Genomic DNA, 26,770 nt, shown 5'->3' with positions numbered 1-26,770 from the left:
TTCTAGGTGTATTTATTTTAATCCACTTTATAATCAACTAAAACGGGTTAATGCCCACACCTCACCAAAGACACATCGCTTTACAAAAATGAGCTAGGAGGGTTAAACATAACCACAATTTGAGAAGTACTAATAGCTAACTTTTTCTCAATGCTTCTTTCCCATAGATGCTCTACTGTATCCATTATTGCTATTGCAGTATCCATTTCAACCTCTATCACATTGTGGGCCAATGGGTTTCTAGTATCGCCAAAGAACTCAATAGTTTTATGGAGATCCTGCACATCATTAAAAACAGGATCATGAACAAAATCAGAAAGCATTGCTAAAATGAAACATAATTTTGATGCTCCCAGCTTATCAATACTCTTTGTAACTTTTTTATCTTTCCAACTTGGAAGTTTCCAACATTGAATCATCTGCTCAGAAATACAATTCAACGCATTCGCTTCTCCCCCCAATTGTTCAACATAAAGAGCTAGGCTACAGACGACAATCCCTTCTAACAAGGGTAAAGCAAGATAAGCTGCTTGCGTAGGATGGTCTACACTTTTTGCAGCGCAGTAACGAGCTCCTAATAAATATACAGCATCAATTATCTCTGCCTGACTTTTGTCCTTGAGAGAACAAAAAAAATCCGAAGTATCTTTGGGTGAATTTATAGAATATTTTTTGAAAGAATTAGCGAGAACTAGCCAATTAATAAAATCGACAGCTTTCTCTGGATTCTCACACTTTGCACTTGCCTCTTCAGCAATTTTTGCAACCAAGCACCAATCAACTGAAGGCTTGAAAAGCCTCCCATGTGAAGATACACCATAAACCTCTTTCATCAATTTTGAGCCAAGTCTCAAAACATCCAAAGCAGGCTCATTTGCTGTAATCTCGTAGCAAAGATCAAAATACTCACTACGGTATAATTTTTCAACAGAGCCGTAGTCTAGTCTCCGTGAATCAACTTCCAGCATTGCAGCAACACCCAAACCATTGCACAAAAGACTAGGTTCTGGGCCATCATGAACAGTATATAAATGGGCCATGTCAAAAGAAATTAATTGACGAGCATGCTTTTGATGAAATTCCTTCACAGCAATAGCTGCCAGCAATTCGATAAAGACCTTGCCTTCATAACGCTCAGCCTGTTTAATCATCTTTACGAACAAACAACTCAACTCAGATCTAAGAATTCCTGCATATCTATCTGGAGTAAGACCTTGACGTCCAATGTATAAATTGTATGATTTTTTAAAAGGAGATGGATACCCTCCAGATTCTTCGTAAGCAATTTGGAAAAAAACTTTCGTCTCGTGGGAACCACATTGACTCTGCTTATGATACTCCTCCCACAAGCGACAAGCCTCTTCCTCAGAAAGAGGAAGTAGATCATGCTGTGAATGTGCCAAGCCATAATCAGAAGTAAAAGAAGGCTCTGAAGTCGAGCGGATACGATAAAGACCAGCATAGCCAGCATCACTTGCGTTTATAAATGTCAAAACTTCATCACTATCTAAATTACGCATCATACCAAGTAGTGACTTAGACATATAAGTAAATATCTTATGAAATTTATCAATAAATAAACATAAGGAAAAGCCTTCTTCACTTGCTACAGAACAAAATTCTTGTAAAAGTTGAACAGCTTTGTCTGGAACTCCATCTTTTTTTTCTCTCTCCCAAATCATAGTCAATGCACGGTCTTCAAGGCACCAACCTCTAATAGCTTCTTCGACTAAATCCAGCTCATCTTCAATACTGTCAGCCGAAATTAATGAATACAACTTATTTGGAAAAGCACGATGTTTTAATCCTATAATAATTTTCTTTAAAACACTTCGTCCATCGTCGGCCCCAGGTATCGTTCTAATTAAGAAGCTAGAGTTAAAACGCTTACTTTTTTGCTCAATAATAAAATCAATTAGATCCTTTCGGGTATTAAATTTCACCATTTTCACTCTCACTCAAAACTATTTCAAGTTTCCGATACAAATTTTCAATTTCAGAATGATACCTTTTACGCATTGCTTCAGCCATGAGTGGAAATTTTGCCCCCCAAAGCTTTCTATCTTCAACAATTAAATTAGCTTCATGTAAAAAACTTCTGACATTAGACCATTCAGCACCTGAAATAATCTGTTTTAAGTTGCTTTCTACACTATTCCATGAAGTAAAGGGACGCTCTAGTTGAGTTTCATTGCTCAACTGGTAAAGCACAACCTCTCCAAGCAACTTTTCCCTTTCACCTAAACAATTCAGAGCATGAGTTGGCTGTAAAGCAATATCCTCAATCGAAGGAATAGGAATATAATCTCCCACACCTCCTGGATAGAAAAGCTGAGCAACAGCCTGCCTTACCGCCCCGACACTAAGTACTCGTAATTTTGAAAAATGAGCACAAGCCATCCCCAATACCCTTAAATAAAGGGGATGCCCTCCCGTTATGCGAATAATCTCTCTCACAACCTCATCTGAAAATTTTCTGTAGGATAAAATCCTATCAGGAACGACAACCTTTCGAGCATCATGAAATTCATCTTCCTTAGAAAAACAGTCTAATTCTATGGTAACAGCTGATGCATAAAAAGCACTTCTATACCTAGACACCAATGGTTTCATTAGGTCAGACCCCGATAAAACTACTCCTATATGATCAACCTCTGTCGCCAATTTTCTCAATTGATTAACCAGTTCATGAACTGCATTTTGTTGCTCACTGCGGTAGACTTCCATAAGCTTATCGAATTCATCAAATACAAATATAAAATTGTAAGAATCAGGTCCACAAAGCTTCTCTATGTTGCTTACAAAATCTGCAAGCATATACATAAAAGAACATTTTTCCGACAACTTCACCCTACTAAATTTTTCTTTAAAATCTTTTTTTTCTAAACCATTATTAAAAATCAACTCTCTCAACGCCTTATTCTTAGGATCTCTCCTAAAAGAAGCCAGGATAAAATTAAAAAAATCCAAAGAAAGTGGCTTATCACCAGATATTTCAAGTCCATCAACAGGAACAAAAATAAAAAATGTATGTGAGTTCTGACGACTCGTACGGCAAAAAAGTCTTTTCATCTCTTCAAGCAAAGAAGTTTTACCGAGGCGTCTTATTCCATAAAGAAGAACTCCTCCCGGGGACTTCAATGCTAACGCTCTTTCTAGCTGAGCAAGTTCCTTTGATCTCCCTACAAACAGATCTCCTTTGACAGGACGACCATCATAGCCCTGATAGATATCACAAAGCTCATCAAGGCTAGGAGATCTAATTACTTCGTTATTAAGGAGCACTTCTTCACGAAGTGATTTTGAAATTTTTTGTCCACTTGAAGTCTCACCGAAAGCACTCAAGGAAACAACCTGAGCAGACTGAGGGTCACGAGCTTTAACTTCCAGAGTCTTTTCCCATGTTGTGAATAGCAAAGAATTGCAAACTTGAATTGATGGCTTTTCAACACCAACAAACTCAAAATCACATTTTTCCAATTGAATTGACAATGTTAACGGAGGGTCACTTCTATCTGGTTCAACAACAATATTAATACGATATGTATTAGGTTTGACCGCAGGTACAAGCTCTTTTGAAACAGACAAAGAGACTTCTGCAATACCAAAATCTAAATCACTGACAAGCTTTTCAGCAAATAATTTTATTGGCTTAGGAATACTTTGTGACCGTATAAAATTTAAATTTTGGCGAATGGCGTTGCTTAACGTTGCAGAATGGTCGACTGCAGCCCTGGAGACTAAATCACATAAGGCATTAAGGTACTTTGAATTATCATATGCAAATTTTCTAAAAACTTCTTTCAATGCGTCGGTTAAATTTGCTCTATATAAAAGAAAGAGAGTATCTACTCTAAACTGAACCCCTTTATCCTTTTTTCCTGTAAAAGATTCCCATAAATCAATACCAAAATCGTTTGCACCTGCAATATGTAAAATATATGCAAAATCTTCACAATAAGCAGACTTACCTGTTTTAAGTATCTCCCGGATAGTTGTTCCTAACTTTTCGACAGAATCCCCACTTACAACACCACCTAAATTAAAATAATCTGAAACAAGTGCTAAAGTCTTTTTGATATCAACATCAAACCGATCAACTAAATTATGCCTAAAACGCAAAAGATAACCGAGGGCGTCTCTAGTTGTGATACTCTTGCCTAAGCCACATTTTACTGAACTCCATGCAAACAAAGCTAAAATAAAATCGGCCTCTTCAGAGTCCAAATGATGTTCAGAATTATAATTATGAATTGAATAAGCATACACCCCCTCATAATCTGAGGATACATATAACTCCCTTATTTTTTTTCCATTGCACACTGCAACCTTATGCTTAACACTGTATTCAAGTTCTCGCTTAACCTTCACCCGCAAATCATCCATAAGCATTGCATGGACAGGCTGTATAACCTTAGACTTGGTCTCTATACCATCTGCAAACGCGCCCCCTGTACCATCTGTAGACTCAATCCCTGCACCATCTGCAACCTTATTATTTACACCACTTTTCCCACTAATAATATTCCTCTCGAGCAAAACATCATAAAAAACATTAATTTCATCACAATTATGTTCCAAAATAAGTAGCAAAACTATTTTATCTTCATCAATCGACTTATCCCAAAGTAGTGAAAAAATTTCAGTTTCTAATTTATCAACTATTAGCTTTAAAACAATTTCTAACTTATGCCGCTCAGGAATATCTCTATTAGAAAGACTAAATAACACCCACCATTTATTAGTTATTTCGTTAAACATTTCAAGATATGATGCAACATCATCAGAGACATATTCAGAAGGCCAACTTTCGGGTTTGTCAAATTTATCGACTAACCCTGCGCATAACGAAGAAAGACGTTCAGGAACATTTTTATCTTGAGATATTTTTCTTAAGACGGTGATATGCTTCCTACGCTCTAAATTATTTGATTTTAAAATTTCGATCTGCTGCTTAAGATTATCTATGGTAAGCGTTGCAGGGACGGTCCCACCTGCAAACTCAATCCAAGAAATAAGTTTGTTTAATTCATGCTCATCTGAATACAGTTGGGAAGACAGATCTGTTAGTCTCTCTTCTATAGACATAAGCATATCACCATATTCGAGAACATCATGATAAGTAGCCGATTCTGGAATTACAGCGTAACTTTCAAAAATTCGATAAAACTCCTGATACTCAAAACTATCACTAGAATAGCTAGAGATGATATCATTATATTTATTCAGCAGACTATTGACTTCATGCAAACGCGCCTTAAATTCATTAACATTGTGAAGTCTTTCTCTAGCTTGATCCAAGACAACTTTAACACCTGTACTACACTCAACGTCTTCACAATACTCTATAGTTTTTACAACGGCATCAGGGCGTTCTATATCAAGAAAAGACTTCAAAACGTCAACCAAAGTTGGTCTTGCATCAAACAAAACATCCGCGAGCACATCTTGAAGAACATCTCTCCACATAAGGTTGTCATCAATAGATGACAACCACATTCTCGGAGAGAAAGGTTCTATCGGTCCATACAATGAATCAAGAGACTTAGCTGAAAATTGTTGAAACACACCGCTTTGAGATTTTTGTAAAAAGACTTGCAGTCTATTCTGAAACAATAAATGCGAATTGCTAATTTTCCCATTTGAAAAATCTATGATTGCCTCTTTAACTTGACTTTCAAGCCAGTCAACTTCACCAAGAACATCCCAGCCATCACTTAAAAGTAAAAATAACTCATACCCTTCCTGCTCTGCCCTCAAAAACTCATCCGCACCCTTATTATTATGCCGGACTGCTTCGCTTTTAAAAAAACTGTTAGTTTCCGCCATCAGATCATTTACATAATTAGTCACGCTATTTTTATGCACCTGCTCTAAATTACTCTTGTCTGGAAAATCATTTATTAAATTATTATAAAGTACACCAGAACGATTCTCTTTCTCAATTCTTTTACACAAACTTTCGGCTTCTGCTAATTTCCCCATTTGTATTAGCTTAGCTACGTCCCTCAAATACAATTTATGTGCTTGTTTACGCAATCTAGCAAAAAAACCCAACATTTTGGCTTTACAAAAACTAAGTTTATCAACCAAATTAGAGAGGTCAATTGATACAACTTCACTAACATCCTTTGACTCGGTGAAAGTCGGAAGATTCCGCATATAATTAAAAAAAAGCTTATCACCTTTAGCTTGGTAGACTTCATATAACTTTCCAAAAAAGTTAAACAAATGTGTACCAACTGATTCTTTGCGACTACTCCACTCAGGATAACACCAGACACTATTAAAGAACAAAGCATCCTCAGCCAGCATTGAATTGGTAAAGACAGAATTAACAATATTTCTTTCTAAAAAAGGAGATTCTTCCTTGAGGCATCGTTGTATCGTCTGGAGAGGAAGAAATGATAATAAAATCGAGCTTGAAATTTCACTTTTCACAGGGCTCAAAGTCGCATACCAAGATGACAACCATTTAACCATATCAAAGCTGGCGTTATCAAAATTTTCATCCGCAAGACGAAATAACAAAGGCACAACTTTATAGTGCCTCTTTTCCCATTGCAGGCGACTTAGAAGTAGCTCTACTTGAGTTACCTTCAATTGGAATAACCCCGAAGAAGGAGTAGGCAATAAACAGTCTTTTAAGCTTTCTCTTATTTCAGAATAAATAGAGATATTCTCACTACACTTATTTGAATATGCCCTACATGCTTCCAAATAGTTATCCATCATATTTTTCAATACACTAAGACTTGTTACTTTCTTCGGACCTTCGAGCACATGGACACTCCCCCAACGCTCGTCGCATGAAAGCATCTCTTTCTCTACTAGTTTAAACCAATCAGTACAGTTTAAATTTAAATATTCATACTTATCAAGGACATGAACAAAATCAGAAACATCTCCGATCTTAAGTCCTTCAACATCAATAGTTATATTAAAAAAAGACTCAAGTTGATTCACTTCATTACGAACTAAAGCTATCTGCCCCTTCATATCATCGGTAAAAGACAACAAATCTTTTTCGGCCTTCTCTTCATCCTGAAGAACTTTTCGCACAACTCGTATAGAAGACTCTGAGTTCCCTCCTATACTTATCCTCTGGGCTTTCGCATTTTCCTTTAATTCTAAAAGCTTAAAATAAAGCTTTACTCTTTCTCCTAAAAACTCACTATAATGTAGAGCCATAGAAGCTTCATTTTGTATAATCTTTTTTTTAGACACATCAGTTGAACATCCCCTTTCACAGGAATATTCTAAAACCGAAGATGGTGTCATATCTTCATTATTCCAGACACACTTATCAGGCATAGCTTCAACACAATCTTCGAAGCTTCCATGCAAACCAAAATGAACTAGTTGGACTTCAAAGAAGTCTTCGAAGGGCTTGCCTAACTTTACAAGTGGAAGGAGAATCTCCTGGGCATCTTCCGGCTGGAGTAAACCAAAAGACATAGCAAAAAAGCCTAAAGCCTGTTCCTTCGAGCCATCTTGTATAGACTGGGATAAGTCAAACTCATCTATTCGAATGTTTTTTCTAAACAATTCGGTATCTAAAAATAATAAACTATGGCCATCTATTACAACTTCTTCTAAACATGGTGCAATGTACTTTGAAAAGACTTCGGCATTTTTCTTTTTGAAATAATGATATATAACATCATGAAGTCCAACTCCACCATCTACCTTTTTCCCTGTTGCCAAATACAATTTTTCCCGAAGACGACAATCATCTAGAAGGTCTCGCAATTTCTTCTCAGGGCTCATTGTTGGCTTCTTCATACCCAGTTTTTTAAAAACAAATGCCATATTAAAACCAGCATTAACATATACTTTCTTTACGAGCTTATAAGTCAAAGAAACCGGCAAAACGCCTTCAGGATTTATAGGAGCATACTTACTATTCATATTTTACCAACTTTATAATCTCAGCCGATTTATTTCTTAATAAATAAGGTAGCTATATTATGTTTTTTCCCATATTTAATCTTCTAAATTACACATCCCTACGAGATTTAGCACACAACACAAAATATCCCCCACCGCCGACAGCCCACCATATAATTCCTTTGCTGACAGGATACTTAAGCCATGACTTGAAACTCATCGCACCGCCTGCTCCTGCTGGCAACGCATACACAATATATCCAACGACAACTCCTGCAACTGCTCCCAAAACAAACTTAATTATCAATTCCCAATTTAATTTTAAATACATCCAACAATACTCCTCACATCATATAGACAGACTAATCAGCAGCATCACAGATATCAAAATGCTCGTCCAAAAGCTCATCAGCCCGGCAAAAATTACTCCAGAGCGACTCTTCCGACCTTGAAGCTTCTTCATGGAACATCCCCTCAGCCAAAGTCTTTTCGAACCCCTGCTTATAGCTTTCCATGCCTTCATGCTTATCGCTAAGGCCTTTAGCCTTACGCCATCCCCAACTATCAATCATCATTCTACCTGTAACACCTAAATGTTTCTGGAGCATAAAAAGCCGGATACAAATCATTACCCTTAAGTTCAGCCATAAACTTTGCAGCACCAACCGGATCAATCTTCTCTGAAAACTCAGGATTCCTACCATTCACGAACTCATCAAAGACTTCCTGAAAAGTCTCTGCTGAACACATGACTATACGATCCTCAGCAACTCTGGAGAGCTTGAAGGTTCCGTTGGTGAAAACAATTACAGAGAATACTGGGAGAGAGTCATTAATAATGACGGGCAAAGATTCGGCGAGAATCCCTCTGGACCTTTCAGCCTGAACAACCGGTGATCTAAGAACGTTAGTTTGCCCCTTCCATTCCTTCTGCCATTTTTCAGGACGATAGCAGGTACAATCATCTGCCGGACAATAGCACCCGGAGAAGTTCTTAACTTCAACATGAACGAGGCCATATTTACAGAGTGCGAGAATATCCAGTTCGCACTTTTCACCTTCATGAGCTAAACCTACATTACTATATACAGCGGACTTACCAACCAGCTCACAATGCCCAAGAACGACCAGCTCACCCTCTTCTCCATAATGATTGATTCGATCCTGCCCGGTCAGATTTTTGTAGCAACGATTATTAAATCGGCGCATCCGTTCAATATATTCTTCAGAACGCAACAAAGTAGCGGAAATGGAGTTTTCTTTGAAAAACTCCTTTTTTTCCGCGTCCTTCTTCGTAACCTGAGAACCATTTTTCTTGGGCCTTAGAAAACGGTAAGCAACAGCTAGAACCACTAGCAGCAATAGAATTGAAAAATCCGACAAGACTCCACCCCTAAAATATTCAAAAACTCAAACCCAAAAAGCAATTTTCAAAATCACACGTCTCTTAGCTAAAAAAATTGACCCACATTCCTTTAATAAATGAGGGCCAATCAGAACTACGCTCTATCCATTTGCGACATGGTCGTCGCCATCTCCGGATAGCATATTTTTTTCAGCTAAGATCTCGCCCTCGATGACGGCTTTCATAGCCTCCAGCTTGGCGAGTTGAGCCGCTTTATCCATGGACTTTTCAACGTCCATCAGTTTTTTGGTAATATTCGGTAAACTTAAGTTAGATACAGTTTCTTTACCTCGAAACATATCTCCTTCACCGAGCATCAACCAATTTGCATCAATATTATATTTGCTAACCCAGTTAGCAATTGTCTCCTGCTTCGGTTGACGATCGCTACCAAAATACCCCGACAAAGTAGCTTTTGAGATACCCCCAGCTTTTGCGAAGTCTTGATCTTCTATACGAAGCTGATGAATAACTTCTTGTAATCGCTCTTTAAAACCTTCCAAAGACATTTAAATTGAAAACTTCCTTCAAAAACTGTTGACTCAGTTTTCGTTTTTATCTTATACATTCACTAAACCAAACACATTAAATCAAAATAACCATCAACTTATTGAGGTTCCATTGATGATTAACCAAACTAAAGAGTCTGCGCAAGCTTTTACTACTGAATCTATTCCGGATCACTTTCTGCGCCGTGCGTGGATGGAGAAGAATGGGATAACCAATGTAGTACTTGCGGAAAGATTTGAGCTCACCCCCTCAAGGGTTTCCTGCATTATCCGCAGCGGTGAATGTCCGCAGAAATATATAGATATCTTACGGGACGAATACGATATGCCCGAAGACATCCTTCCAGCACGCAGCGCAGAAAAACCAGGCCCTAAACGCAAAACTGTTTAGTATAGGATCAGCCAACCAAAAATTACGTCTATTCACGTTCATGGTCACGTTAAGCGCAGTGTAATTTTCAGGAGCAATTTCATGAAGCTGACAGAAACAGTTCGCAAGATGGTTATCAATTCAGATATCGGAACACGTGCAGTAGCCGCTAAAGTGGGCAAGAAACACCATGTCCTCCTCAATGAGCTGAACTATGAGAATACAAGCCACAAGCTTGGAGCTGAACTCCTTGTCCCTTTAATGAAAGCCTGCGGTTCGAACTCCCCCATGCATTTGCTGGCAGCTGAAATGGGCGGTCTATTTATAATGATACCTGACGAGAACTGCCCCAACGCCACACTGGTCAAGGCAGTGAAAGAATTCGGTGACCTCATATCAGTTTATGGTGAAGCAATCGAAGATGGTGAGTTGAATGACGAAGACAAAGTACTAATTCGCAAGGAAGGACAGGAGGCTATGACAGCCATTCAGGAACTGATCTGCGGACTCGATAATACAGCAAAGCAACACCCCCCAAGCTTAATTGATGGAGTAAGTCCATGACCAAAGAAGAACTTAAAAATCACCTGATCAAGACACTCCCTCCCATCCTCAGCAGACAGGGAGTTGAAAAACATACCGGCGGACTCATCAAGGCAAAGACCATGCGCATGCTGGACTGTCAGGGAGCAGGACCGCTGGAAGGAAGGTTCAAGCGCGGGCGCAAGGTCTTCTACTCCCGTGAACATTTTGTGGACTGGTTTATCGAAGACTCTAACCCGTTGGTCTAGAGCAGCAACTGTGCAGCATCACGACATTGCTCATCTTGAGTGTGGGTGTAGCGCATAGTGGTCTGAATATTGGAATGGCCCAGCATCTTTTTAACAACAGTAAGCGGAGCACCCTTAGCAATAAGACGGGAAGCAAAAGTATGACGGAAGCAATGAGCACAAAAACGCAAACGGCGATCAGTGACGCCATCATTCCATCCAAGATGCTCCATCAGGGTCGCAAAATCAGGTCCAATGCACTTACGCATTCCACCGTTAGGCTTTGGGAAAATCAAAGCCTCTCGACCTTGAAACATAGCAAGCCTGCTCTCCAGCATCGGCCTTATCTTCTCGATGATATATGCAACCCTGCTGCCACCGGCCTTGGGTCCATCGTCCGCCCCGGATCGACCTTTAATAATGATCCTGTTCTCAACCAGATCAATATCCTGTCTGGTAAGCGCAAAAATTTCCCCCATTCTCATGCCTGTGTAGAGACTAAGCAGACAAATATCATGGCACTCGCTGTAGCCCATGTTCACAGCCATCTCAAAAAAATCGTATTCCTCATCGACAGAACAGTAACGGAGCCTGCGGTTGTTGGGCTTAGGGAACTTAATTCCCTTGACGGGATTATCACTGGTAAGCCAGCCCCGTTTGATAGCGTAATAGCAAATTTGCCGGGCAAGCGTGAGACAATGCTTGATTGTTCCCTTAGAAAGCCCCTTCCTTGTAACGACATTCTTAAGCTCTTCAATGTGCTTCAGACGCAAGTCATCGAGATAAATCTGTCCGATAACCGGCTGAAGATGAAGCCTGAAGCGGGTGCTGTCGTGCTTCCAACTTTTCTTATTGTTTTTGGAGTACTCTTCAATAAAAATTCCACCGGCATCAGAAAAGGTCTTCCGGGCCTGCATTTCAACCCGTTTTACGCGCTCTTTCTCTGTTTTTGCCTCTCTGAAATCTTTAAGAGACTGTGGCCCGACTCCAAGCTTGATATTTGTGACGATCTCAGAGCGGATTTTGTATGCTTTGGCCGGGGACCATCCTTGCGAAGCCCAGCCAAGACCTTCCTCCTTGAGCTTTCCATTGACCTTGTAACGGATCACATAATATTTATCGAATTGAACTCCATGCTTGCGAGTCTTATGACTCCTGCATCGGACACCGGTATACTTAGTTGCCTCAAATCTATTGGCGGCCATATTTGTTCCACTCCTGTCCCACTTTTCTCAGTTACATTGATGGACTTTAATAGACGTTGGAACATAGTAATACCCAATGATTCCTTTAAATTCAAAGCGCTTAGAGACGCTAAATCACATTTTGGAAATTTTGCAAAAAGTCCCTCGCGGTCCCTTTTTTTGTGCCTACAATATTGTATTTCTTCTTTGACAATTTCGCCAACATAACAGCCAAAACCCCGTCTATTTTCCGACGCAGGACAATGACGACAGAAATATTTTCCTACCCTTTTCTGAAAAGACACGCTATTCAAAGCAGTTACTCACTTAACATCAAAAATGGCACGTAAACTGCTTATAAATAATCAAGACGGACAAAAAGAACAGACTAAACAAAATAAAATTTCAGGCAACAGCCATTAAAATTAAGAGTCGTTCTTCACCCCCATCTTTAGAAAAATGTTCTGGACTGATAGGCGAGTGCAGGAAACGGTAGAAACGAACAGCTTAGAAAAGAAATATAAACAAAAGCGATTCTGCCTCCCTCCCGCGATTAATCCGGACATTTTTTTATGCCCGATTTTTAATCCCGATTCGGGGATTGCCCTAACCCCCTTCTCCTGCTATCGATTCCAGCCATGACACAGGAAAAATTTACAAATCCTTTCAGCATAGTTCTCTTTGAACCTGAAATTCCGCCCAATACCGGTAACATTGCAAGACTTTGTGCCGGAACAGACACCCAGCTTCACCTCATCGAACCGCTGGGATTTTCCATTTCCGACAAGCACCTCAAACGAGCCGGGCTGGACTACTGGCCCAAGGTAAAACTTTCGGTCTGGAAAAACTGGCAGGAGTACAAAGAGAATGCAAAACCCCAAAGACTGGTCACAACCAGCGCCAAAAGGGGAACCCATCTTTTCGAATTTGAATTTCTGCCCGGAGACCACCTCGTGCTTGGCCCGGAAACGCGGGGATTGCCCGAATGGATGTTTGATGAATTCAAACACGCGGTGAACATTCCCACTACTGACAATGTACGCAGCCTGAACCTTTCCACCTCTGCGGGGATCATTCTCTATCAGGCATTGTCATGTCTGGAGACAGAGGTTTCTTTTAAATAAAGACCGTCACTGCACATCAATTTGCACACTGCACTTTCTTGCATAACACTGCGGCAACAGGTATGTTCGCCCTTGAATTTTAACCATAAGCGGAGACTCTATGCGACTTCTTATTACCGGCGGATGCGGTTTTATCGGAACCAACTTCATTTACCTGATGAAAGAAAGACATCCTGACTGGAAAATGTTCAACCTTGATAAGCTGACCTACGCCGGAAACCGCAAGAACCTGCTTGAGCTGGAACAGAATGAGAACTCCGGCTACACATTCATTCATGGTGACATCTGCGATAAAGAGTTCGTTACTTCCGTACTGCACGACTATAAAATCGATGCCGTAGTCAACTTTGCTGCAGAATCTCACGTAGACCGGTCCATCAATGATCCCGCACCCTTTTTGACCACTAACACCCTTGGCGCGCAGAATATGATGGAATGCGCCCGCAGTGCAGGCATTGAAAAGTTCGTCCATGTTTCCACTGACGAAGTTTACGGAACCCTCGGCCCCAATGATCCGGCCTTCAACGAAGAGAACCCACTTGAGCCTAACAGCCCTTATTCCGCTTCCAAGGCTGGGGCAGATCTCATGGCCCGGGCATACTTCGAAACATACAAATTTCCCGTTTCCATCACCCGCTGCTCCAATAACTACGGTCCATACCAGTTCCCGGAAAAACTCATCCCGCTTATGTTTATCAAGGCAACTACGGGTGAAAGCCTGCCCATATATGGGGACGGCTCCAACATTAGGGACTGGATCTATGTTGACGACCATTGCACCGGGGTGGAACTGACTCTGCTTAAAGGACAGCCCGGTAAAGCCTACAACTTCGGCGGGGCTGCCGAGAAAACCAACCTTGAACTGGTCAAGGAGCTTTTGGCAATTCTCGGAAAAGATGAGTCACTCATAACCTATGTCAAAGACAGACCCGGACACGACATGCGATATGCCATGGACTATTCACTGGCTGAAAAAGAACTTGGCTTCGCTCCGGCAGTTACTTTTGATGAAGGAATACGCAAAACCATCGAATGGTACCAGAACAACGGTCAATGGCTTGAAGACGTGCGTAGCGGCGCTTACCGCGAATTCATGGACCAATGGTACGGAGAACGAAAATGATCGATTTAGCAGGCAAAAAGGCCGTAATCCTCGGCGGCAAAACCGGACTGCTCGGACAGAGCCTCACTGAAAAGCTACAGGCACAGGATATCATAACCATCCCGCTGTCCCGCTCCGATTTTGATCCCCTGAATGAGGAGTCCCTGACCGCAATGCTGGAAAGGGAAGAACCGGACTTTATCTTCAACACCGTGGCCTACACAATGGTCGACCTTGCTGAAGACGAGGAAAACAAAGCCCACCTGCTGAACACCACCCTGCCAGCCACTCTGGGCAGGCTCTGCAAGCAATTCAAAATTAAACTGATCCACTACAGCACGGATTTCGTTTTTGACGGTAAAAAGGATTCACCCTACTTGGAAGAGGACAAAACAAACCCTCAATCGGTTTACGGCGAAACCAAACTTGCCGGGGAAGAACGACTAAAGGATCTTGATTACGATGGGATTCTGATCATCCGCACAGCATGGCTGTTCGGACCGCACAAGACCAACTTTGTCCACAAGATCCTGAGCTTCGCCAAGGAACGTGAAAGCCTTACTGTTGTGCACGATCAGGCCGGATCTCCGACCTACACACCTGATCTGGCGGATTACTCCATTGAATTGCTCAAACACGAAGCCAAAGGAATTTTCAATGTAGTCAACTCCGGCAAGGCAAGCTGGTGTGAGCTGGCCACCGAGGCCATCGACAGCTGCGCCATTAATTGCCGGGTCGACCCTGTCCCTACTTCCGCCTACCCCACCAAGGCCACTCGACCGCCCTACTCAGTTCTCGACACCTCCAAGTTTACAGAGGTAACCGGGAAAACCCCGCGCCCGTGGGTGCAGGCTCTCAGGGACTATGTATACAACGACCTGAAAGACCATCAGGAAGATTAATCTTCCCGGCAAAGGAAAAATGAAAAAAATATCCCCTGAACTGCTGCGGGATTCCATCCAGTGTGCCATGACTCTGTTCTGCATCTGGGTGGGATACCGCTTTTATCTTTTTTACCAATGGATGATCGGTAACTCAGACGTTGCCGTGACCAAGCCCGGAGCAGTTGAAGGCTTTCTGCCTATCAGCTCTCTGCTTTCCCTAAAACAGCTCTTTACCAAAGGTATATTTGATGAAGTTCATCCTGCAGGGCTGACCATCTTCATTGCGATTCTGGTCATGAGCTTGATCATGCGCAAGGGATTCTGCGGTTATCTCTGCCCGGTGGGATTCATCCACAATCTGCTCAACAAAATCGGCCGAAAAATCGGTAAAATCATAACCGTCAAAGGCAAGATTGAATTCGGGATGCTGATACCCAAATACATTGCCTTAGCCTTTTTTATAATAGCTATTTTCAAAATGGGCGGCCGCGAACTGGATGCATTTATCCATTCCCCTTACAATTTCACAGCTGAGGCAAAAATGATGCTCTTCTTTACGGACATGAGCATGACTGCAGCACTGATTGTCGGGGCAATATTAATACTGGGCATCTTCATTCCCTACTTCTGGTGCCGCTTCCTCTGCCCTTACGGGGCTCTGCTCGGGATCATCGCCAAAGTGTCGCCCATTGCCGTTAAACGTGATGAGGAAAAATGCATCAGCTGCGGTAAATGCAACAAAGCCTGCCCCGGTGGAATTGAAGTAGACCGCAAGCAGACCATCAATTCACCTGAATGTGTAGGCTGCACCCAATGCATCAACGCATGTCCGGTGGACGATTGCCTGAACGTCACTGACCGCTTGAGCAGAGTAAAACTGCCGTGGTATGTAATTGCTGCCGGATCACTGGTGATCCTGCTGGTATATTATGCTGCTGCCAAGTTTACCAACCACTGGGATTCTCCTTACCCTCTGGAAATGCTGCGTAAATATTATATGATGATGTAAAAAAACATATTCCTGCAAAACAAAATAAAAGGGCCGTGAAATAATACTTATTTCACGGCCCTTTTATTTTTACATCCAGAACTTATATTATGAATAGATACAAATTCCATTTCAAAAATGGAGGTACATATTCAAAAATGGAGGTACATATGTCAGTAAAAACTATCCTGTGGCCGACGGACCTGTCGCGCTATTCACGGGAATCAATAGATGAAGTAGTTTCCCTGTCCAAGCTCCACAACGCCAAAGTCGTTGTCCTGTATTCAGCCATTGATCTATGCTCCTACTTTCCAGCCTACGGAAACTACCCTGACCAAGACCGCTTGAACGACTTCCGCGACTGGGAAGTAGAAAAAGCCCGCAAGACCCTTAATAAGTTATGTGATGAAGAGCTGAGAAGCTGCCCGCTGATTGAGATTCGTTTGACTCTCGGTGATCCGGTAACAAACATCATCGAACATGCGGAAAAGGAAAATGCAGACCTGATCGTCATTTCCAGTCATGGATTGGGACGTGAAAAGAAACACTCCGCTCCTGATGTTATAGGAAGTGTTGCCGAGCAGGTAATCAAAAAGTCCCCGGTATCAGTGCATGTAATCAAGAACACATAAAAATTAAGCCCGGCTGAGAAAATCTCAACCGGGCTTAACTAATTCTATTTTAAGCAGCCTTAGACTTTAGCAGCCTGAAGTTCTTCAACAGTGTATTCCCAAACAGTGTTATGGGGCTCAAGCTTTTCTTCGCTGAAGAAACGGGGCAGCTGATCATCGCTCTTGGTGAAACCGGCCTTACGGTTGAACTCGAGTTCATCCTTAAGAGTGTTCACGCCGAGTGCGATGAAATCATCAGCGGTGAATTCGATACCGTGTGTTGCGGCAACGAGATCACACATGCACTGAACTGCATCTTCAGTATCCAGAACAGCGAAAGCTACGAACAGACAAAGGCCGAGGCCGTCGATGGTTGCGGTAGCTATCTGGAGGTTCTTGGAAAGTTCGATCTGGCCTTCCTTGGAAAGGGGATCAACATCACCACCAACCTTAAGGATGTTGGTAGCAACTGCGTAACCGGCAGTATGGTCACCGCCCATGGGAGTGGTAGCGTAGGTAACGCCGACACCCTTTACGGAGCGGGGATCGTATGCGGGCAGACCCTGACCTTTAACGGTGGGGATACGGTCTACACCGAATGCCTGACCTGCGAAGTCTGCACCGTTACCGATGATGCGGCCCATGGCATCGGAAGAACCGACTTTCTTAAGCAGCTCGATACCGGCTTTGCTGTCGCCCCAGTTAAGGACGCCGCCGTCCATTGCAACTGCCATGGTACAACCCATTTCAATGGTGTCGATACCTTTTTCGTCGCAGATACGGTCCATGGTGGCGATATCGTCGATGTCGTTAATCAGGCAGTTTGCACCGAAACCCCAAACAGTTTCATACTCAAAACCGGAAGTCAGGTAGTTACCGTCTTTGTCATTGTAGCGCTGAGAGCACTGAATAACACAACCGGTATGGCAACCTTCTTTGGTTTTACCACCGCGGGACTCGATAACTTCAGCAATTTTCTCACCGGAGATATCAGCAACGTCATCAAAACGACCGTAACGGAAGTTCTTGGTGGGCAGTGCGCCGGCTTCGTTAATGATGTTAACGAGGATAGCGGTACCGAATGCGGGCAGACCTTCACTGGTTACAGGGTGACCCATGAGGATTTCAAGCCAGCGTTTACGGGCAACCTTGAAAGCTTCTTCATTGACGGGCTTGATACGGCCTGTGGCTTCAGGATCAAGAACAACAGCCTTGATCTTTTTGGAACCCATAACCGCACCCATACCGCCACGCCCTGCAGAACGAGCAGGATTCAGATGCGGATCGGAAAACTGGATGGTGGATGCAGCAAGGCACTGCTCACCAGCAGGACCGGCCAGAGCGGTAACAGCCTTTTCGCCGTACATCTTTTTAAGTTCTTCATGTGCGGGATAGTTGTCCTTGCCCACGATGGGGGTAGCATCCTTGAATTCTACGCGGTCAGCGTAAATCTCTACAATAGAGAAAGGAGCGTCCATTTCGGGCTTATCTTCAAAAATAATTGCTTGAATATCGAGACGGGGCAGAACCTGTGCGAACTGTCCACCGGAGTTACTTTCCTTGATACCGCCAGTCAGGGGAGACTTGGCACCACAGGAGAGTCTGCCGGAGTTGGCAGCACCGGAACCAGCGAGGATACCGGCAGCCCATACGAGCTTGTTTTCTGCGGAAAGAGCATGACAGTCGCCGGGAACTTCGGTGTTTACGACTCTGGAGGTCAGGGCGCGTCCGCCGAGGCCAGCATAATCACCAAGTTCTTCAAATTTGAATTCTTTAGTGCGGGTATTGATTCTTAGGATTCTGGGCATGATAACCACCTATAAATTTAGAAAATTAGTAAAAATCAACCTTCGTTCTTAAATAAATCCGTTTTGTTAATAAGTGCCCCGATTATATACCTGCACGCACTCTTGTCAAAGATTTTAAATTATATCCCCCGAAGCACATAACATTTTATTATATCTTTTTTGACATATTTATGTAAATTGCTGCAAAACTGCACTACAATAACATCTTAACGCATAAACACATCATCACAAAATCAATCTACTGCATTAAAATTTTACATAAAACAAAATCATACACAACCAAAACACACAAAAAATATAAATTACATTTATAGAGCAAATATTGACTAGATTTTCATCTTGCGAATAGTTTTAATCAAAATCATCTCTGATCCTAACCCGCATCCACTGCAAAGGGGAAAATATGGACATCAATTCAAAAATCAGCAAAGCAATTAATGAACCGGAAGAACTGGAACAAATTTATCGCAACAACCCCAAAGACTTTAAAAAAAGATATCAGGATGCATTTTCTGATCAGAAAGATTCAATCCTGTTTCGGGCATGGCAGGCACGACTGGAATATTCTGCTCCTAAAGCAGCCTCCTTATCTGCCATTGATCTGACGGTAATGCTGCTTCTTTGCTTTCTGGCCGGGACCATATTGAAACTACCGGATTGGACCAATCTGGATAACTACGAAATATTAGGCTGGATGAGCTCACTAGTTTCGCTGATCGCCATGTTTCTTTATACTATGCACATGCGCGACTGGCCCCGAAAGGTTACTAGTTCAGGGCTTGCAATCAGTGCTGTTATCGGTCTGGTCATGTATTTTCTTCCTGTAAAATGGAATGATACTTTTGAATTAGCCTGCTTGAATCTACCCTTCCTGATCTGGTCGCTTTATGGGGTAAGCCGTATAAATCAAAACTGGCGTTCCACAGATCAACGTATCGAGTTCCTGCGTTTCAGCGGCGAGTGGATAATTCATGCCGGACTTTTCTTTCTGGGAGGCGGGATACTTCTTCTGCTGACTTTCGGCCTTTTGGATATGTTGCACATAGACAGCAGCTGGATAATTGAAGATCTGGCAATATACGGACTGGCTTCAATACCTCTGGTTGCGGCTTGGGCAACGGATACATATTCAGCTGCCCGAAAATTGGTTCCCCTGCTGGCCCGGATATTTTCACCATTATTGCTGGTGCTCATTTTAGGGTACATGGGAGCGATGGCCTGGAATACCGACGAGCTCTTTCAGGACCGCTCCACCCTGCTCACCTACAACATCCTCCTATTAACCGTGCTGGCTACAGCCATATTCACCCTGACCGGACGAGGAGAAAAAGAATCAGGTAAAGTTGCAACTTCGGTTATCAGTCTCATGGTTGTAGCGACTGTAATTCTCGATATTGTGGGGATTTGTGCGATCGGCTGGCGCATTTTTGAATTCGGACTGACAGCAAACCGCTTAAGTGTGATCGGCTCAAATCTGGTGGTATTCGGAAACCTTGCAATTATGGGCTTAGGGTACCTGCGCTATCATTCAGGTAAAGGGACTCTGGATGATGTAGAATCCGGGCTTGCCCGCTATTTACCCTACTACTCAATCTGGACCGGATTCTCCGTCCTGATTCTTCCTTGGATCTTCAGATATTAAATATAAAAAAAAGGGGCCTCAAACGGGCCCCTTTTTTTTATGCATGAACGTAATTGGCGAGTATGATTGCCACACCGCACAAAAAGCTGGCTACAATTGCAGGTCGCCCTCCAAAAGCCCTGAACTTCTGATTTAGTCCTGCTGCGCGCATTTTCCAGATCATAATACACGGAAGCAAGACCGCGATAACAGTAAAAGCAGCCCCGGCATGAGCAAGAGCAGCAATGAATCCGTCCGGAGCCAGCAAAGAAGCTATAAGAGGCGGAACAAAAACAATCAGACCAGTTCCGGTACGCCCCATATTGGTATCTTTGCGCTTGAAAGTCTCGGCAACCAGATCAAAAAGGCTTAACGAAACCCCGAAAAAAGAAGTAACCAGTGCAAGAGCCGCAAAAACAGAAACAATGGTTTTAACCCAGCCGATTCCTCCACTGATCAATTCCACTAAAGCATCAACATTCGTCATTGACGCCAATTGCTCCGGAGCAGTGCTGCTAAGCGAGAGAAAAAGCCAGAGAAGATAACAAAGACTTGGCAGAGCCCCACCAACAATAAGGATACGGATGAGACTCTTTTTGTCTTCACCTATATAAGTCACAATACTTGGAATACAGACATGATAACCGAATGAAGTGATCAGCACAGGAAGAGTAACAAACAAAGCTGCCGGGGTAGGATTTCCCTGTTTCAGGTAACTCAAATCCATATGCCCGCCTAAGGCTGCAAAACTTGCCAGCATTGCCATCAACATAACGATGAATAAAAACTTGTTTGCCTGCACTACAAAATGGGTTCCGGCAACAAGAACAGCAATACTTATAGCTGTGAGTATCACGGTCCCCGTGCGGGGATCAAATCCTGTGGCATTGGAGACAAGCCCCCCGAGACCACTCAGGTAAGCAACAATCAAGCAATATAATAGAAAGAAAACACTTCCGGTACCTATCAACTGCCCCGCGCGCCCAAGAATCTTCCCCGTCATGTAATTGAAATTTACCCCCTGACCAAACTCAAGATTGATTTCAAGAAGCATCAATGCAGAATAAGCAGCCACAATCCACATAAAGACAAGCGCGCTTGCCCCGGTTGCAAATCCTAAATTTCCCAGCGTAATGGGCAGTCCAAGCATGCCTGCACCGATAGAGGTCCCTGCAACCACACTGATTGCACCGATCATCTTAGTATTCAAAATTATCTCCTTAAATAATAAAACAAAGAAAATCCCGCATTCCGTAAAGGAAGCAGGAGCAATGCCTTATAAGGCTATGAATAGAAAAGATGCAGACAGGTAAAGAGACAAGCACAATGGACTAAGAACGGGACATAGGTAAGACCAGAACTTATTTACGACGGCTATTGCCGCCTTCCCCTTGCGAATACATACGCTTATCGGAAAAATTTGCAACAATTTTAATAATACCGAAATTTAATGCCTAAACATTAACAATTAAACAAAAGAGAGCGAAAAAAACGATAAAGGCGAAAATGCCCAAAGCACTCCCGCCGTCGAAAACAGTATCTGCCAATACGAGCTTAGCTATTTTCCATATATAAAATCTTCGTTATCATCTGCATTCTGCTTCATAAGCAGACTGGCTATTCGCTGATAACGTTCATTCATATTTTTAAAAACAGCTAATTCCTTCTTAAAATCATCACCTAAATCATTAACACGCTGCTCGAACAGGCTTGAGGCGAATTTATAGAGCTCGATATCCTGACTGTTGTACTCACGAACTACTTCTAGCTCTTCGTCTGTTATCTCGCTTCGCTTCTTTCTTACATTATGTTTTTCATATAAAATATTTTCAAGATTCATCATCCGTCTCAGCAGTAGCAAACTTTCGTCAAACCGCTCAGTAATACCAAAAAGATGCAATCTTTGCAGATTGTCCTTTGCTCTCTCAAGCATGCTTCTGCCGTCTTCAACAGCCCCGCAAAGAGACCTGGCCATCAGATTCTTACCTCTATAAATAAGTTCTGGCCGCTGACTGCTGACATACTCAATCAAGGTAACTTTCTCTTCATTCAAATAGCGATAGAGATGATTCTCAGGCCAAGTGCGTAAAAAATTATATTCAGAAACAACCCGCGCAACAGGATCGCGTAGAAATGTAAATGCATATTTCCCAAAAGCACCGGAGAAAAACTCATCAAAGTTGTGCACAAAGATATGCCCTTGAACAAGCTTAATACGATCTACTTCTTCCGCACTGATTTTTCTTAGAAACTCATTCTCTTCTTTTGTGTAGACAGAGCAGATTGTTCCTTCGGGAAATTTTGCGGCAAAGATATGATTTAAAGTTGTTCCCGCAGTTTTAGGAATATGCAGAAAAAAGAATGGGCTGTGCAAAACAACTCCTTAAGAGCTCAATGGCAAGTTCATGCTGTTAATCCAAATACGATCCATTTTCACTTAACAAAATTAACATCATGACACCACAATATTAATCCGCGACAAATCCAAACAAAAAAGCGGAAACGATCGAAACCGTTCCCGCTTGAATAAGCAATATGCAAGTGTCTGAAACTATGCTGCTTCAGCCTCTTCCACATCATCTTCAATTTTGCTGGGACCAAATCCGAGAAGAATGGGGCTTGCAACAAAGATTGAAGAATAAGTACCAACACCGACACCGATGAGCAGTGCGAGGGCGAAATCGTGGATAACGCCGCCACCCAGTGCGAACAGAGCCGCAACAACCAGCAGGGTTGTGCCGGAAGTCAGAATGGTTCTGCTAAGAGTCTGGTTGATACTGATGTTGATGGTATCAGCAAGACAATCACTGACTTTGCCGAGCAGGTTCTCACGAATACGGTCAAAAACGATGATGGTATCGTTCAGGGAGTAACCGATGATGGTCAGCAGAGCTGCAATGATGGTCAGATCGAACTCCTTGCCGAGCAGGGAGAAGATACCCACAGTGATCATAATATCATGGATAAGTGCCACAATTGCACCTAGCGCATAATTAAGCTTCAGGTACCAACACAATCCAATGGTAATGAACAGTGCACCGAAAATGAGTACGGTGGTGGACATACCAAGCATCTGCAGCAGGGTAATCCCGCCGAAAAGACCACCAGCCATGATTGCCGCAGCAAACCAGCGCTTTTCAAAACGGCCGGAAATGTAGATGGCAATCAGGAGCACTGCAAAGTACAGAGCCTCGATAGCTTTGGTACGCAGGTCAGCACCGACTTTAGGACCGACCATTTCCAGACGCTGGATTTCAAATCCGGTACCATCCATACCGGACTCAAGGCCGGCAGAGATTTTGTTCCTTACTTCTGAGGAACTGATATCGGAGGAAGAAGTCCTGAGCAGGATTTCATTATCGTCATCATGGCCGAAGCTCTGGACAACCAGTCCGGGAAGCTTGGCTTCCTTAAGAGCACCTTTAACGGCCTTTACTTCTACTTTTTTATCAAACTTAACCTGAACCACAATACCGCCGGCAAAGTCGATGCCGTACTTAGGGCCGCCGTTCATAACCAGCGAGCCGAGTCCGAGAAGAATCAGCACAGCGGAAATGATGAACGCTTTGGCCTTGAATCCGATAAAATCGATCTTGGTATCGGGTTTAATTATCTGCAATCCCATTTATTCACTCTCCTTAAATGTTCAGCGGCGCATCAGCAGCACGCTTGGAGGTGTAAAGATCAAACAAGATGCGGGTCACGAAAATAGCGGTGAACATGGAGGTAATAATACCCAGAGTAAGAGTTACCGCAAAACCGCGCACCGGCCCGGTACCGAACTGGTAAAGAATAACCGCAGCAATCACAGTGGTGATGTTTGCGTCCAGAATAGTCAGGGTCGCCCTACTGTAGCCTTCAACAATAGCGGCCTTGGCAGTGAGCCCTCTTCTGAGTTCTTCACGTATGCGTTCGAAAATGATGACGTTAGCATCAACGGCCATACCGATAGTCAGGATAATACCTGCAATACCGGGAAGGGTCAGGGTTGCACCGAAAGCTGCAAGACCTGCAAGAATAAGAACAACGTTGAGCACAAGCACTAAGTCAGCAACGATCCCTGCAAATCCGTAATAAACGAGCATAAAGACCAGAACAAGGATACTACCTACGACAGCAGCAGATATACCTTTATCAATGGATTCCTGTCCCAAGGAAGGACCGACTGTTCTCTGCTCGAGGATTTTAACCGGAGCGGGCAGTGAACCGGCGCGAAGGACGATAGCGAGGTCATGTGCTTCTTCAGTAGTGTAGCTACCTGTAATGGAAGCGCGACCGCCTGCAATCTTATCCTGAATGGTCGGTGCGGAATAAACTTTTCCGTCCAGAACGATAGCCATGCGTTTCTTGATATTCTCACCAGTGACGCGTTCAAAAATTCTTGCGCCCCTGCTGTTGAAGTTCAAGGTTACGTAAGGCTGGTTGAACTGGTCAAAACGAGTCTGAGCATCAGTGATATATTCACCGGTCAGCATAGCGTCTTTCTTAAGAACAATCGGCTTTTCAATGTAAGAACCGTCGGGAAGTCTGTGCATGATGACAGTGAGTTCACGACCGGGGGCAACAATACCCTTCTGCGCTTTTTCAAGGTCAGCAACGTCGTCCACGAGCTTAAACTCGAGGTGAGCAGTCTTACCGATAATTTTGATAGCTCTTTCGGGATCCTGCATACCGGGCAGCTGCACCTGAATGCGGTTGCCCTGCTGTTTACGGATATCCGGCTCAGCCACACCGAACTGGTCAATACGGTTACGGATGGTCTTAATGGCCTGATCCATAGTAAGCTTGGTCAGGTACTTTTTGTATTCCGGAGTGGGAGCAAAAACGTAAGTGACTTTGCCGTCAGGCTTCACTGCTGAGCTAAGAATGGTAAGGTTGCCGAAGGTATCTTTAACAAGCTTTTCCAGCTTATCCTTCTGGGCTTCCTTAAGAAGAACCGCTTCGATTCTTTCACCATTAAGCACTGTGGGCTTCAAAACAATTACACCTTCCTCGCGGGCAACGGCTTTAAGATCGTCTCCCATACGAGCAAGGTTGTTATCCATGGCTTTATCCATATCAACACCGAGTGTGAGGTGGATACCGCCCTTAAGGTCAAGTCCCAAACTGATTTTGTCATCAGGCAGGAAGCGAGCCATTCCCGAATTCTGAACCGCAGGCAGTGAAGGAAGGAGGTAAGAAACTCCAAACACGACAACAAGCAGGGTCAGAACTATTTTCCAACGAAGACTCCCGTTCATCTCCTCTCCCTTTATAAATTCAACTAGGATAGGTTACTAAAACACTAAAAAGGCAAGCACTCACGGGCAACCCCGAAAAGTGACTTGCCTTATAGGCTTCACTACACAAAAAAGATTACTTATCTTTCTTATCTTCTTTTTTCGCAGGGTTGGCGAGGTTGGAAACAAAAGATCTCTCAACCTTGACCTGCATGCCTTCAGCAAGCTCAACAGTCAACTCATCGCCATCAACAGCAGTTACTCTGCCGTAGATACCGCCAGCGGTAAGAACACGGTCGCCTCTCTGGATTGCATCCAGCATAGCTTTGTGCTCTTTGGCTTTTTTCTGCTGCGGTCTGATGAGCAGAAAATAGAAAATTGCAAACATGAGAATGAGGGGGAGAAAAGAGCCAAGTGCGCCCATAGGCCCGCCCTGGGCCTGCTGTCCGGCTGCACCCATCGCGTGTGCGACATCTGCAAAAAACATTACGTCCTCCTGAAAAGACTGTGTACGAATAAAACAATCCGCCTATTACACGGGAACATACATATCCCCATACGGACGGTGTGACCGAGGCAAAAGCTTCACAAAATCTGAAGCCATTATGCTTGCCGCATCCACACCGATTTCCTCTGAATAATCCCGGACAATCTCGGCTATTGCCTCAAGATCGCCTTTATCCGCGGGTTCAACCTTTATTTCACGGCCGACCATATCTTCGGGAACATTTCCGCGCACGTAGATCACTCCACCGTGCATCCCGGTTCCCAAGGACATCCCCGCGACGGGAGCATCTGGTTTACCAGAAAACATGCCAAGAAGTAAAATCACTCCTCCGGCCATATATTCACCAAGAAAATCACCGGCCTTTCCGCCGATGACAATCACTGGCTGTTGATCCATATAAGATTTCATATGGATTCCTACCCGATACCCGACATCGCCCAGAACGTAAATAGTTCCGCCGCGCATTGCGTATCCCAGAACATCCCCGGCAAGTCCCTTGATAACGATCTGACCGTCATCCATGGTATTTCCGGTTCCATCCTGCACATTGCCGTTCACAACAATTTTCGGCCCTTTCATAAAAGAAGCCATGTCCTGACCGGGCGTGCCGTTGACTGTGAAAGTCAAATTCCCTTTAAGGGCTGTAGCTATGTACCTTTGTCCAACAACATTGTCGAGAACGAATTCATCAATTCCGTTGCGAACATTTTCCCGCACTATTTCATTGAGCCTGCGGTAGTCCATATCAGTAGCATCTATCTTAAATGATCCTGCCAT

Annotated in this window: 23 protein-coding genes; 9 read left to right on the top strand and 14 right to left on the bottom strand. The window is 43.2% G+C overall.

Going from position 1 to position 26,770, the window contains the following annotated elements:
- Positions 1-80: 80 nt before the first annotated feature.
- The 6 genes from ACNI23_RS03905 to ACNI23_RS03880 form a co-directional block, all read right to left on the bottom strand.
- The gene (locus ACNI23_RS03905) at positions 81-1,946 is read right to left on the bottom strand and encodes a hypothetical protein (protein ID WP_420246896.1); all 1,866 of its coding nucleotides are present in this window, start codon (positions 1,944-1,946) and stop codon (positions 81-83) included.
- The gene (locus ACNI23_RS03900) at positions 1,933-7,911 is read right to left on the bottom strand and encodes an ATP-binding protein (protein WP_420246895.1); all 5,979 of its coding nucleotides are present in this window, start codon (positions 7,909-7,911) and stop codon (positions 1,933-1,935) included. The genes ACNI23_RS03905 and ACNI23_RS03900 overlap by 14 nt, the downstream gene beginning before the upstream one ends.
- An 88-nt stretch (positions 7,912-7,999) precedes the next feature.
- A complete protein-coding gene (locus ACNI23_RS03895; protein WP_420246894.1) occupies positions 8,000-8,221 on the bottom strand; it encodes a hypothetical protein in 222 nt (73 codons plus the stop codon).
- A 31-nt stretch (positions 8,222-8,252) separates the two neighbouring features.
- Positions 8,253-8,465 (bottom strand): hypothetical protein, encoded by a 213-nt coding sequence (locus ACNI23_RS03890; protein ID WP_420246893.1) that lies wholly within the window; start codon positions 8,463-8,465, stop codon positions 8,253-8,255.
- Between the two features lies 1 nt (position 8,466).
- Positions 8,467-9,273: a nuclease-related domain-containing protein gene (locus ACNI23_RS03885; RefSeq protein ID WP_420246892.1), complete on the bottom strand. Its 807-nt coding sequence runs from the start codon at positions 9,271-9,273 to the stop codon at positions 8,467-8,469.
- Between the two features lie 123 nt (positions 9,274-9,396).
- On the bottom strand, positions 9,397-9,804 hold the full coding sequence (locus ACNI23_RS03880) for a hypothetical protein (protein ID WP_420246891.1): 408 nt from the start codon (positions 9,802-9,804) through the stop codon (positions 9,397-9,399).
- A 115-nt stretch (positions 9,805-9,919) separates the two neighbouring features.
- Here ACNI23_RS03880 and ACNI23_RS03875 point away from each other — a divergent pair, with 115 nt between their 5' ends.
- The 3 genes from ACNI23_RS03875 to ACNI23_RS03865 all read left to right on the top strand — a co-directional run bounded on the left by ACNI23_RS03875 (position 9,920) and on the right by ACNI23_RS03865 (position 10,965).
- Positions 9,920-10,195, top strand: a complete 276-nt coding sequence (locus ACNI23_RS03875) for an XRE family transcriptional regulator (RefSeq protein ID WP_420246890.1) — start codon at positions 9,920-9,922, stop codon at positions 10,193-10,195.
- Between the two features lie 81 nt (positions 10,196-10,276).
- Positions 10,277-10,738, top strand: a complete 462-nt coding sequence (locus tag ACNI23_RS03870) for a phage regulatory CII family protein (protein WP_420246889.1) — start codon at positions 10,277-10,279, stop codon at positions 10,736-10,738.
- Entirely contained in the window at positions 10,735-10,965 is a 231-nt protein-coding gene (locus ACNI23_RS03865) for a hypothetical protein (protein ID WP_420246888.1), read from the top strand. Before ACNI23_RS03870 ends, ACNI23_RS03865 begins: the two co-directional genes overlap by 4 nt.
- Here ACNI23_RS03865 and ACNI23_RS03860 read toward each other — a convergent pair.
- Positions 10,962-12,149: a tyrosine-type recombinase/integrase gene (locus ACNI23_RS03860; RefSeq protein WP_420246887.1), complete on the bottom strand. Its 1,188-nt coding sequence runs from the start codon at positions 12,147-12,149 to the stop codon at positions 10,962-10,964. The two genes, ACNI23_RS03865 and ACNI23_RS03860, sit on opposite strands and share 4 nt — an antisense overlap.
- Positions 12,150-12,766: 617 nt before the next feature.
- Between ACNI23_RS03860 and ACNI23_RS03855 the strand changes: the two genes are divergently transcribed.
- The 5 genes from ACNI23_RS03855 (at position 12,767) to ACNI23_RS03835 (ending at position 16,858) form a co-directional block, all read left to right on the top strand.
- Entirely contained in the window at positions 12,767-13,252 is a 486-nt protein-coding gene (locus ACNI23_RS03855) for a tRNA (cytidine(34)-2'-O)-methyltransferase (protein ID WP_420246886.1), read from the top strand.
- Positions 13,253-13,352: 100 nt separating this feature from the next.
- Complete coding sequence (rfbB, locus tag ACNI23_RS03850) at positions 13,353-14,375, top strand: dTDP-glucose 4,6-dehydratase (protein ID WP_420246885.1); 1,023 nt, start codon at positions 13,353-13,355, stop codon at positions 14,373-14,375.
- Entirely contained in the window at positions 14,372-15,256 is an 885-nt protein-coding gene (gene rfbD, locus ACNI23_RS03845) for a dTDP-4-dehydrorhamnose reductase (RefSeq protein WP_420246884.1), read from the top strand. Before rfbB ends, rfbD begins: the two co-directional genes overlap by 4 nt.
- A gap of 19 nt (positions 15,257-15,275) precedes the next feature.
- Positions 15,276-16,247 carry a 4Fe-4S binding protein gene (locus tag ACNI23_RS03840; RefSeq protein WP_420246883.1) on the top strand — a complete coding sequence of 324 codons (972 nt, stop codon included), beginning with the start codon at positions 15,276-15,278 and terminating at the stop codon, positions 16,245-16,247.
- 149 nt (positions 16,248-16,396) lie between these two features.
- Complete coding sequence (locus ACNI23_RS03835) at positions 16,397-16,858, top strand: universal stress protein (RefSeq protein ID WP_420246882.1); 462 nt, start codon at positions 16,397-16,399, stop codon at positions 16,856-16,858.
- 59 nt (positions 16,859-16,917) lie between these two features.
- Here the strand turns inward: ACNI23_RS03835 and ACNI23_RS03830 are convergent, their stop codons facing one another.
- The gene (locus tag ACNI23_RS03830; protein WP_420246881.1) at positions 16,918-18,645 is read right to left on the bottom strand and encodes an aldehyde ferredoxin oxidoreductase family protein; all 1,728 of its coding nucleotides are present in this window, start codon (positions 18,643-18,645) and stop codon (positions 16,918-16,920) included.
- A gap of 403 nt (positions 18,646-19,048) precedes the next feature.
- Between ACNI23_RS03830 and ACNI23_RS03825 the strand changes: the two genes are divergently transcribed.
- Positions 19,049-20,287 (top strand): hypothetical protein, encoded by a 1,239-nt coding sequence (locus ACNI23_RS03825; RefSeq protein ID WP_420246880.1) that lies wholly within the window; start codon positions 19,049-19,051, stop codon positions 20,285-20,287.
- A gap of 37 nt (positions 20,288-20,324) precedes the next feature.
- Here the strand turns inward: ACNI23_RS03825 and ACNI23_RS03820 are convergent, their stop codons facing one another.
- The 6 genes from ACNI23_RS03820 to ACNI23_RS03795 all read right to left on the bottom strand — a co-directional run bounded on the left by ACNI23_RS03820 (position 20,325) and on the right by ACNI23_RS03795 (position 26,770).
- Positions 20,325-21,476, bottom strand: a complete 1,152-nt coding sequence (locus tag ACNI23_RS03820) for an amino acid permease (RefSeq protein ID WP_420246879.1) — start codon at positions 21,474-21,476, stop codon at positions 20,325-20,327.
- A gap of 348 nt (positions 21,477-21,824) precedes the next feature.
- Positions 21,825-22,640 (bottom strand): sulfotransferase family 2 domain-containing protein, encoded by an 816-nt coding sequence (locus ACNI23_RS03815; protein ID WP_420246878.1) that lies wholly within the window; start codon positions 22,638-22,640, stop codon positions 21,825-21,827.
- A gap of 177 nt (positions 22,641-22,817) precedes the next feature.
- On the bottom strand, positions 22,818-23,891 hold the full coding sequence (gene secF, locus ACNI23_RS03810; RefSeq protein WP_420246877.1) for a protein translocase subunit SecF: 1,074 nt from the start codon (positions 23,889-23,891) through the stop codon (positions 22,818-22,820).
- A 13-nt stretch (positions 23,892-23,904) separates the two neighbouring features.
- Positions 23,905-25,506 (bottom strand): protein translocase subunit SecD, encoded by a 1,602-nt coding sequence (gene secD / locus ACNI23_RS03805; RefSeq protein WP_420246876.1) that lies wholly within the window; start codon positions 25,504-25,506, stop codon positions 23,905-23,907.
- A gap of 115 nt (positions 25,507-25,621) precedes the next feature.
- Positions 25,622-25,972 (bottom strand): preprotein translocase subunit YajC, encoded by a 351-nt coding sequence (gene yajC / locus ACNI23_RS03800; protein ID WP_420246875.1) that lies wholly within the window; start codon positions 25,970-25,972, stop codon positions 25,622-25,624.
- Between the two features lie 45 nt (positions 25,973-26,017).
- Complete coding sequence (locus ACNI23_RS03795; protein ID WP_420246874.1) at positions 26,018-26,770, bottom strand: GltB/FmdC/FwdC-like GXGXG domain-containing protein; 753 nt, start codon at positions 26,768-26,770, stop codon at positions 26,018-26,020.

It is taken from the genome of Maridesulfovibrio pacificus (SeqCode) (genome assembly GCF_048612815.1).
GTDB lineage: Bacteria > Desulfobacterota > Desulfovibrionia > Desulfovibrionales > Desulfovibrionaceae > Maridesulfovibrio > Maridesulfovibrio pacificus.
Note: the sequence above shows the minus strand (reverse complement) of the source record. Positions and strands in the feature narration are given on the sequence as shown.

Coding starts and splice junctions, on each gene's coding strand:
- ACNI23_RS03905 (WP_420246896.1), bottom strand. CDS start 1,946: ATGGTGAAATTTAATACCCGAAAGGATCTAATTGATTTTATTATTGAG.
- ACNI23_RS03900 (WP_420246895.1), bottom strand. CDS start 7,911: ATGAATAGTAAGTATGCTCCTATAAATCCTGAAGGCGTTTTGCCGGTT.
- ACNI23_RS03895 (WP_420246894.1), bottom strand. CDS start 8,221: ATGTATTTAAAATTAAATTGGGAATTGATAATTAAGTTTGTTTTGGGA.
- ACNI23_RS03890 (WP_420246893.1), bottom strand. CDS start 8,465: ATGATGATTGATAGTTGGGGATGGCGTAAGGCTAAAGGCCTTAGCGAT.
- ACNI23_RS03880 (WP_420246891.1), bottom strand. CDS start 9,804: ATGTCTTTGGAAGGTTTTAAAGAGCGATTACAAGAAGTTATTCATCAG.
- ACNI23_RS03875 (WP_420246890.1), top strand. CDS start 9,920: ATGATTAACCAAACTAAAGAGTCTGCGCAAGCTTTTACTACTGAATCT.
- ACNI23_RS03870 (WP_420246889.1), top strand. CDS start 10,277: ATGAAGCTGACAGAAACAGTTCGCAAGATGGTTATCAATTCAGATATC.
- ACNI23_RS03865 (WP_420246888.1), top strand. CDS start 10,735: ATGACCAAAGAAGAACTTAAAAATCACCTGATCAAGACACTCCCTCCC.
- ACNI23_RS03860 (WP_420246887.1), bottom strand. CDS start 12,149: ATGGCCGCCAATAGATTTGAGGCAACTAAGTATACCGGTGTCCGATGC.
- ACNI23_RS03855 (WP_420246886.1), top strand. CDS start 12,767: ATGACACAGGAAAAATTTACAAATCCTTTCAGCATAGTTCTCTTTGAA.
- rfbB (WP_420246885.1), top strand. CDS start 13,353: ATGCGACTTCTTATTACCGGCGGATGCGGTTTTATCGGAACCAACTTC.
- rfbD (WP_420246884.1), top strand. CDS start 14,372: ATGATCGATTTAGCAGGCAAAAAGGCCGTAATCCTCGGCGGCAAAACC.
- ACNI23_RS03840 (WP_420246883.1), top strand. CDS start 15,276: ATGAAAAAAATATCCCCTGAACTGCTGCGGGATTCCATCCAGTGTGCC.
- ACNI23_RS03835 (WP_420246882.1), top strand. CDS start 16,397: ATGTCAGTAAAAACTATCCTGTGGCCGACGGACCTGTCGCGCTATTCA.
- ACNI23_RS03830 (WP_420246881.1), bottom strand. CDS start 18,645: ATGCCCAGAATCCTAAGAATCAATACCCGCACTAAAGAATTCAAATTT.
- ACNI23_RS03825 (WP_420246880.1), top strand. CDS start 19,049: ATGGACATCAATTCAAAAATCAGCAAAGCAATTAATGAACCGGAAGAA.
- secF (WP_420246877.1), bottom strand. CDS start 23,891: ATGGGATTGCAGATAATTAAACCCGATACCAAGATCGATTTTATCGGA.
- secD (WP_420246876.1), bottom strand. CDS start 25,506: ATGAACGGGAGTCTTCGTTGGAAAATAGTTCTGACCCTGCTTGTTGTC.
- yajC (WP_420246875.1), bottom strand. CDS start 25,972: ATGTTTTTTGCAGATGTCGCACACGCGATGGGTGCAGCCGGACAGCAG.
- ACNI23_RS03795 (WP_420246874.1), bottom strand. CDS start 26,770: ATGGCAGGATCATTTAAGATAGATGCTACTGATATGGACTACCGCAGG.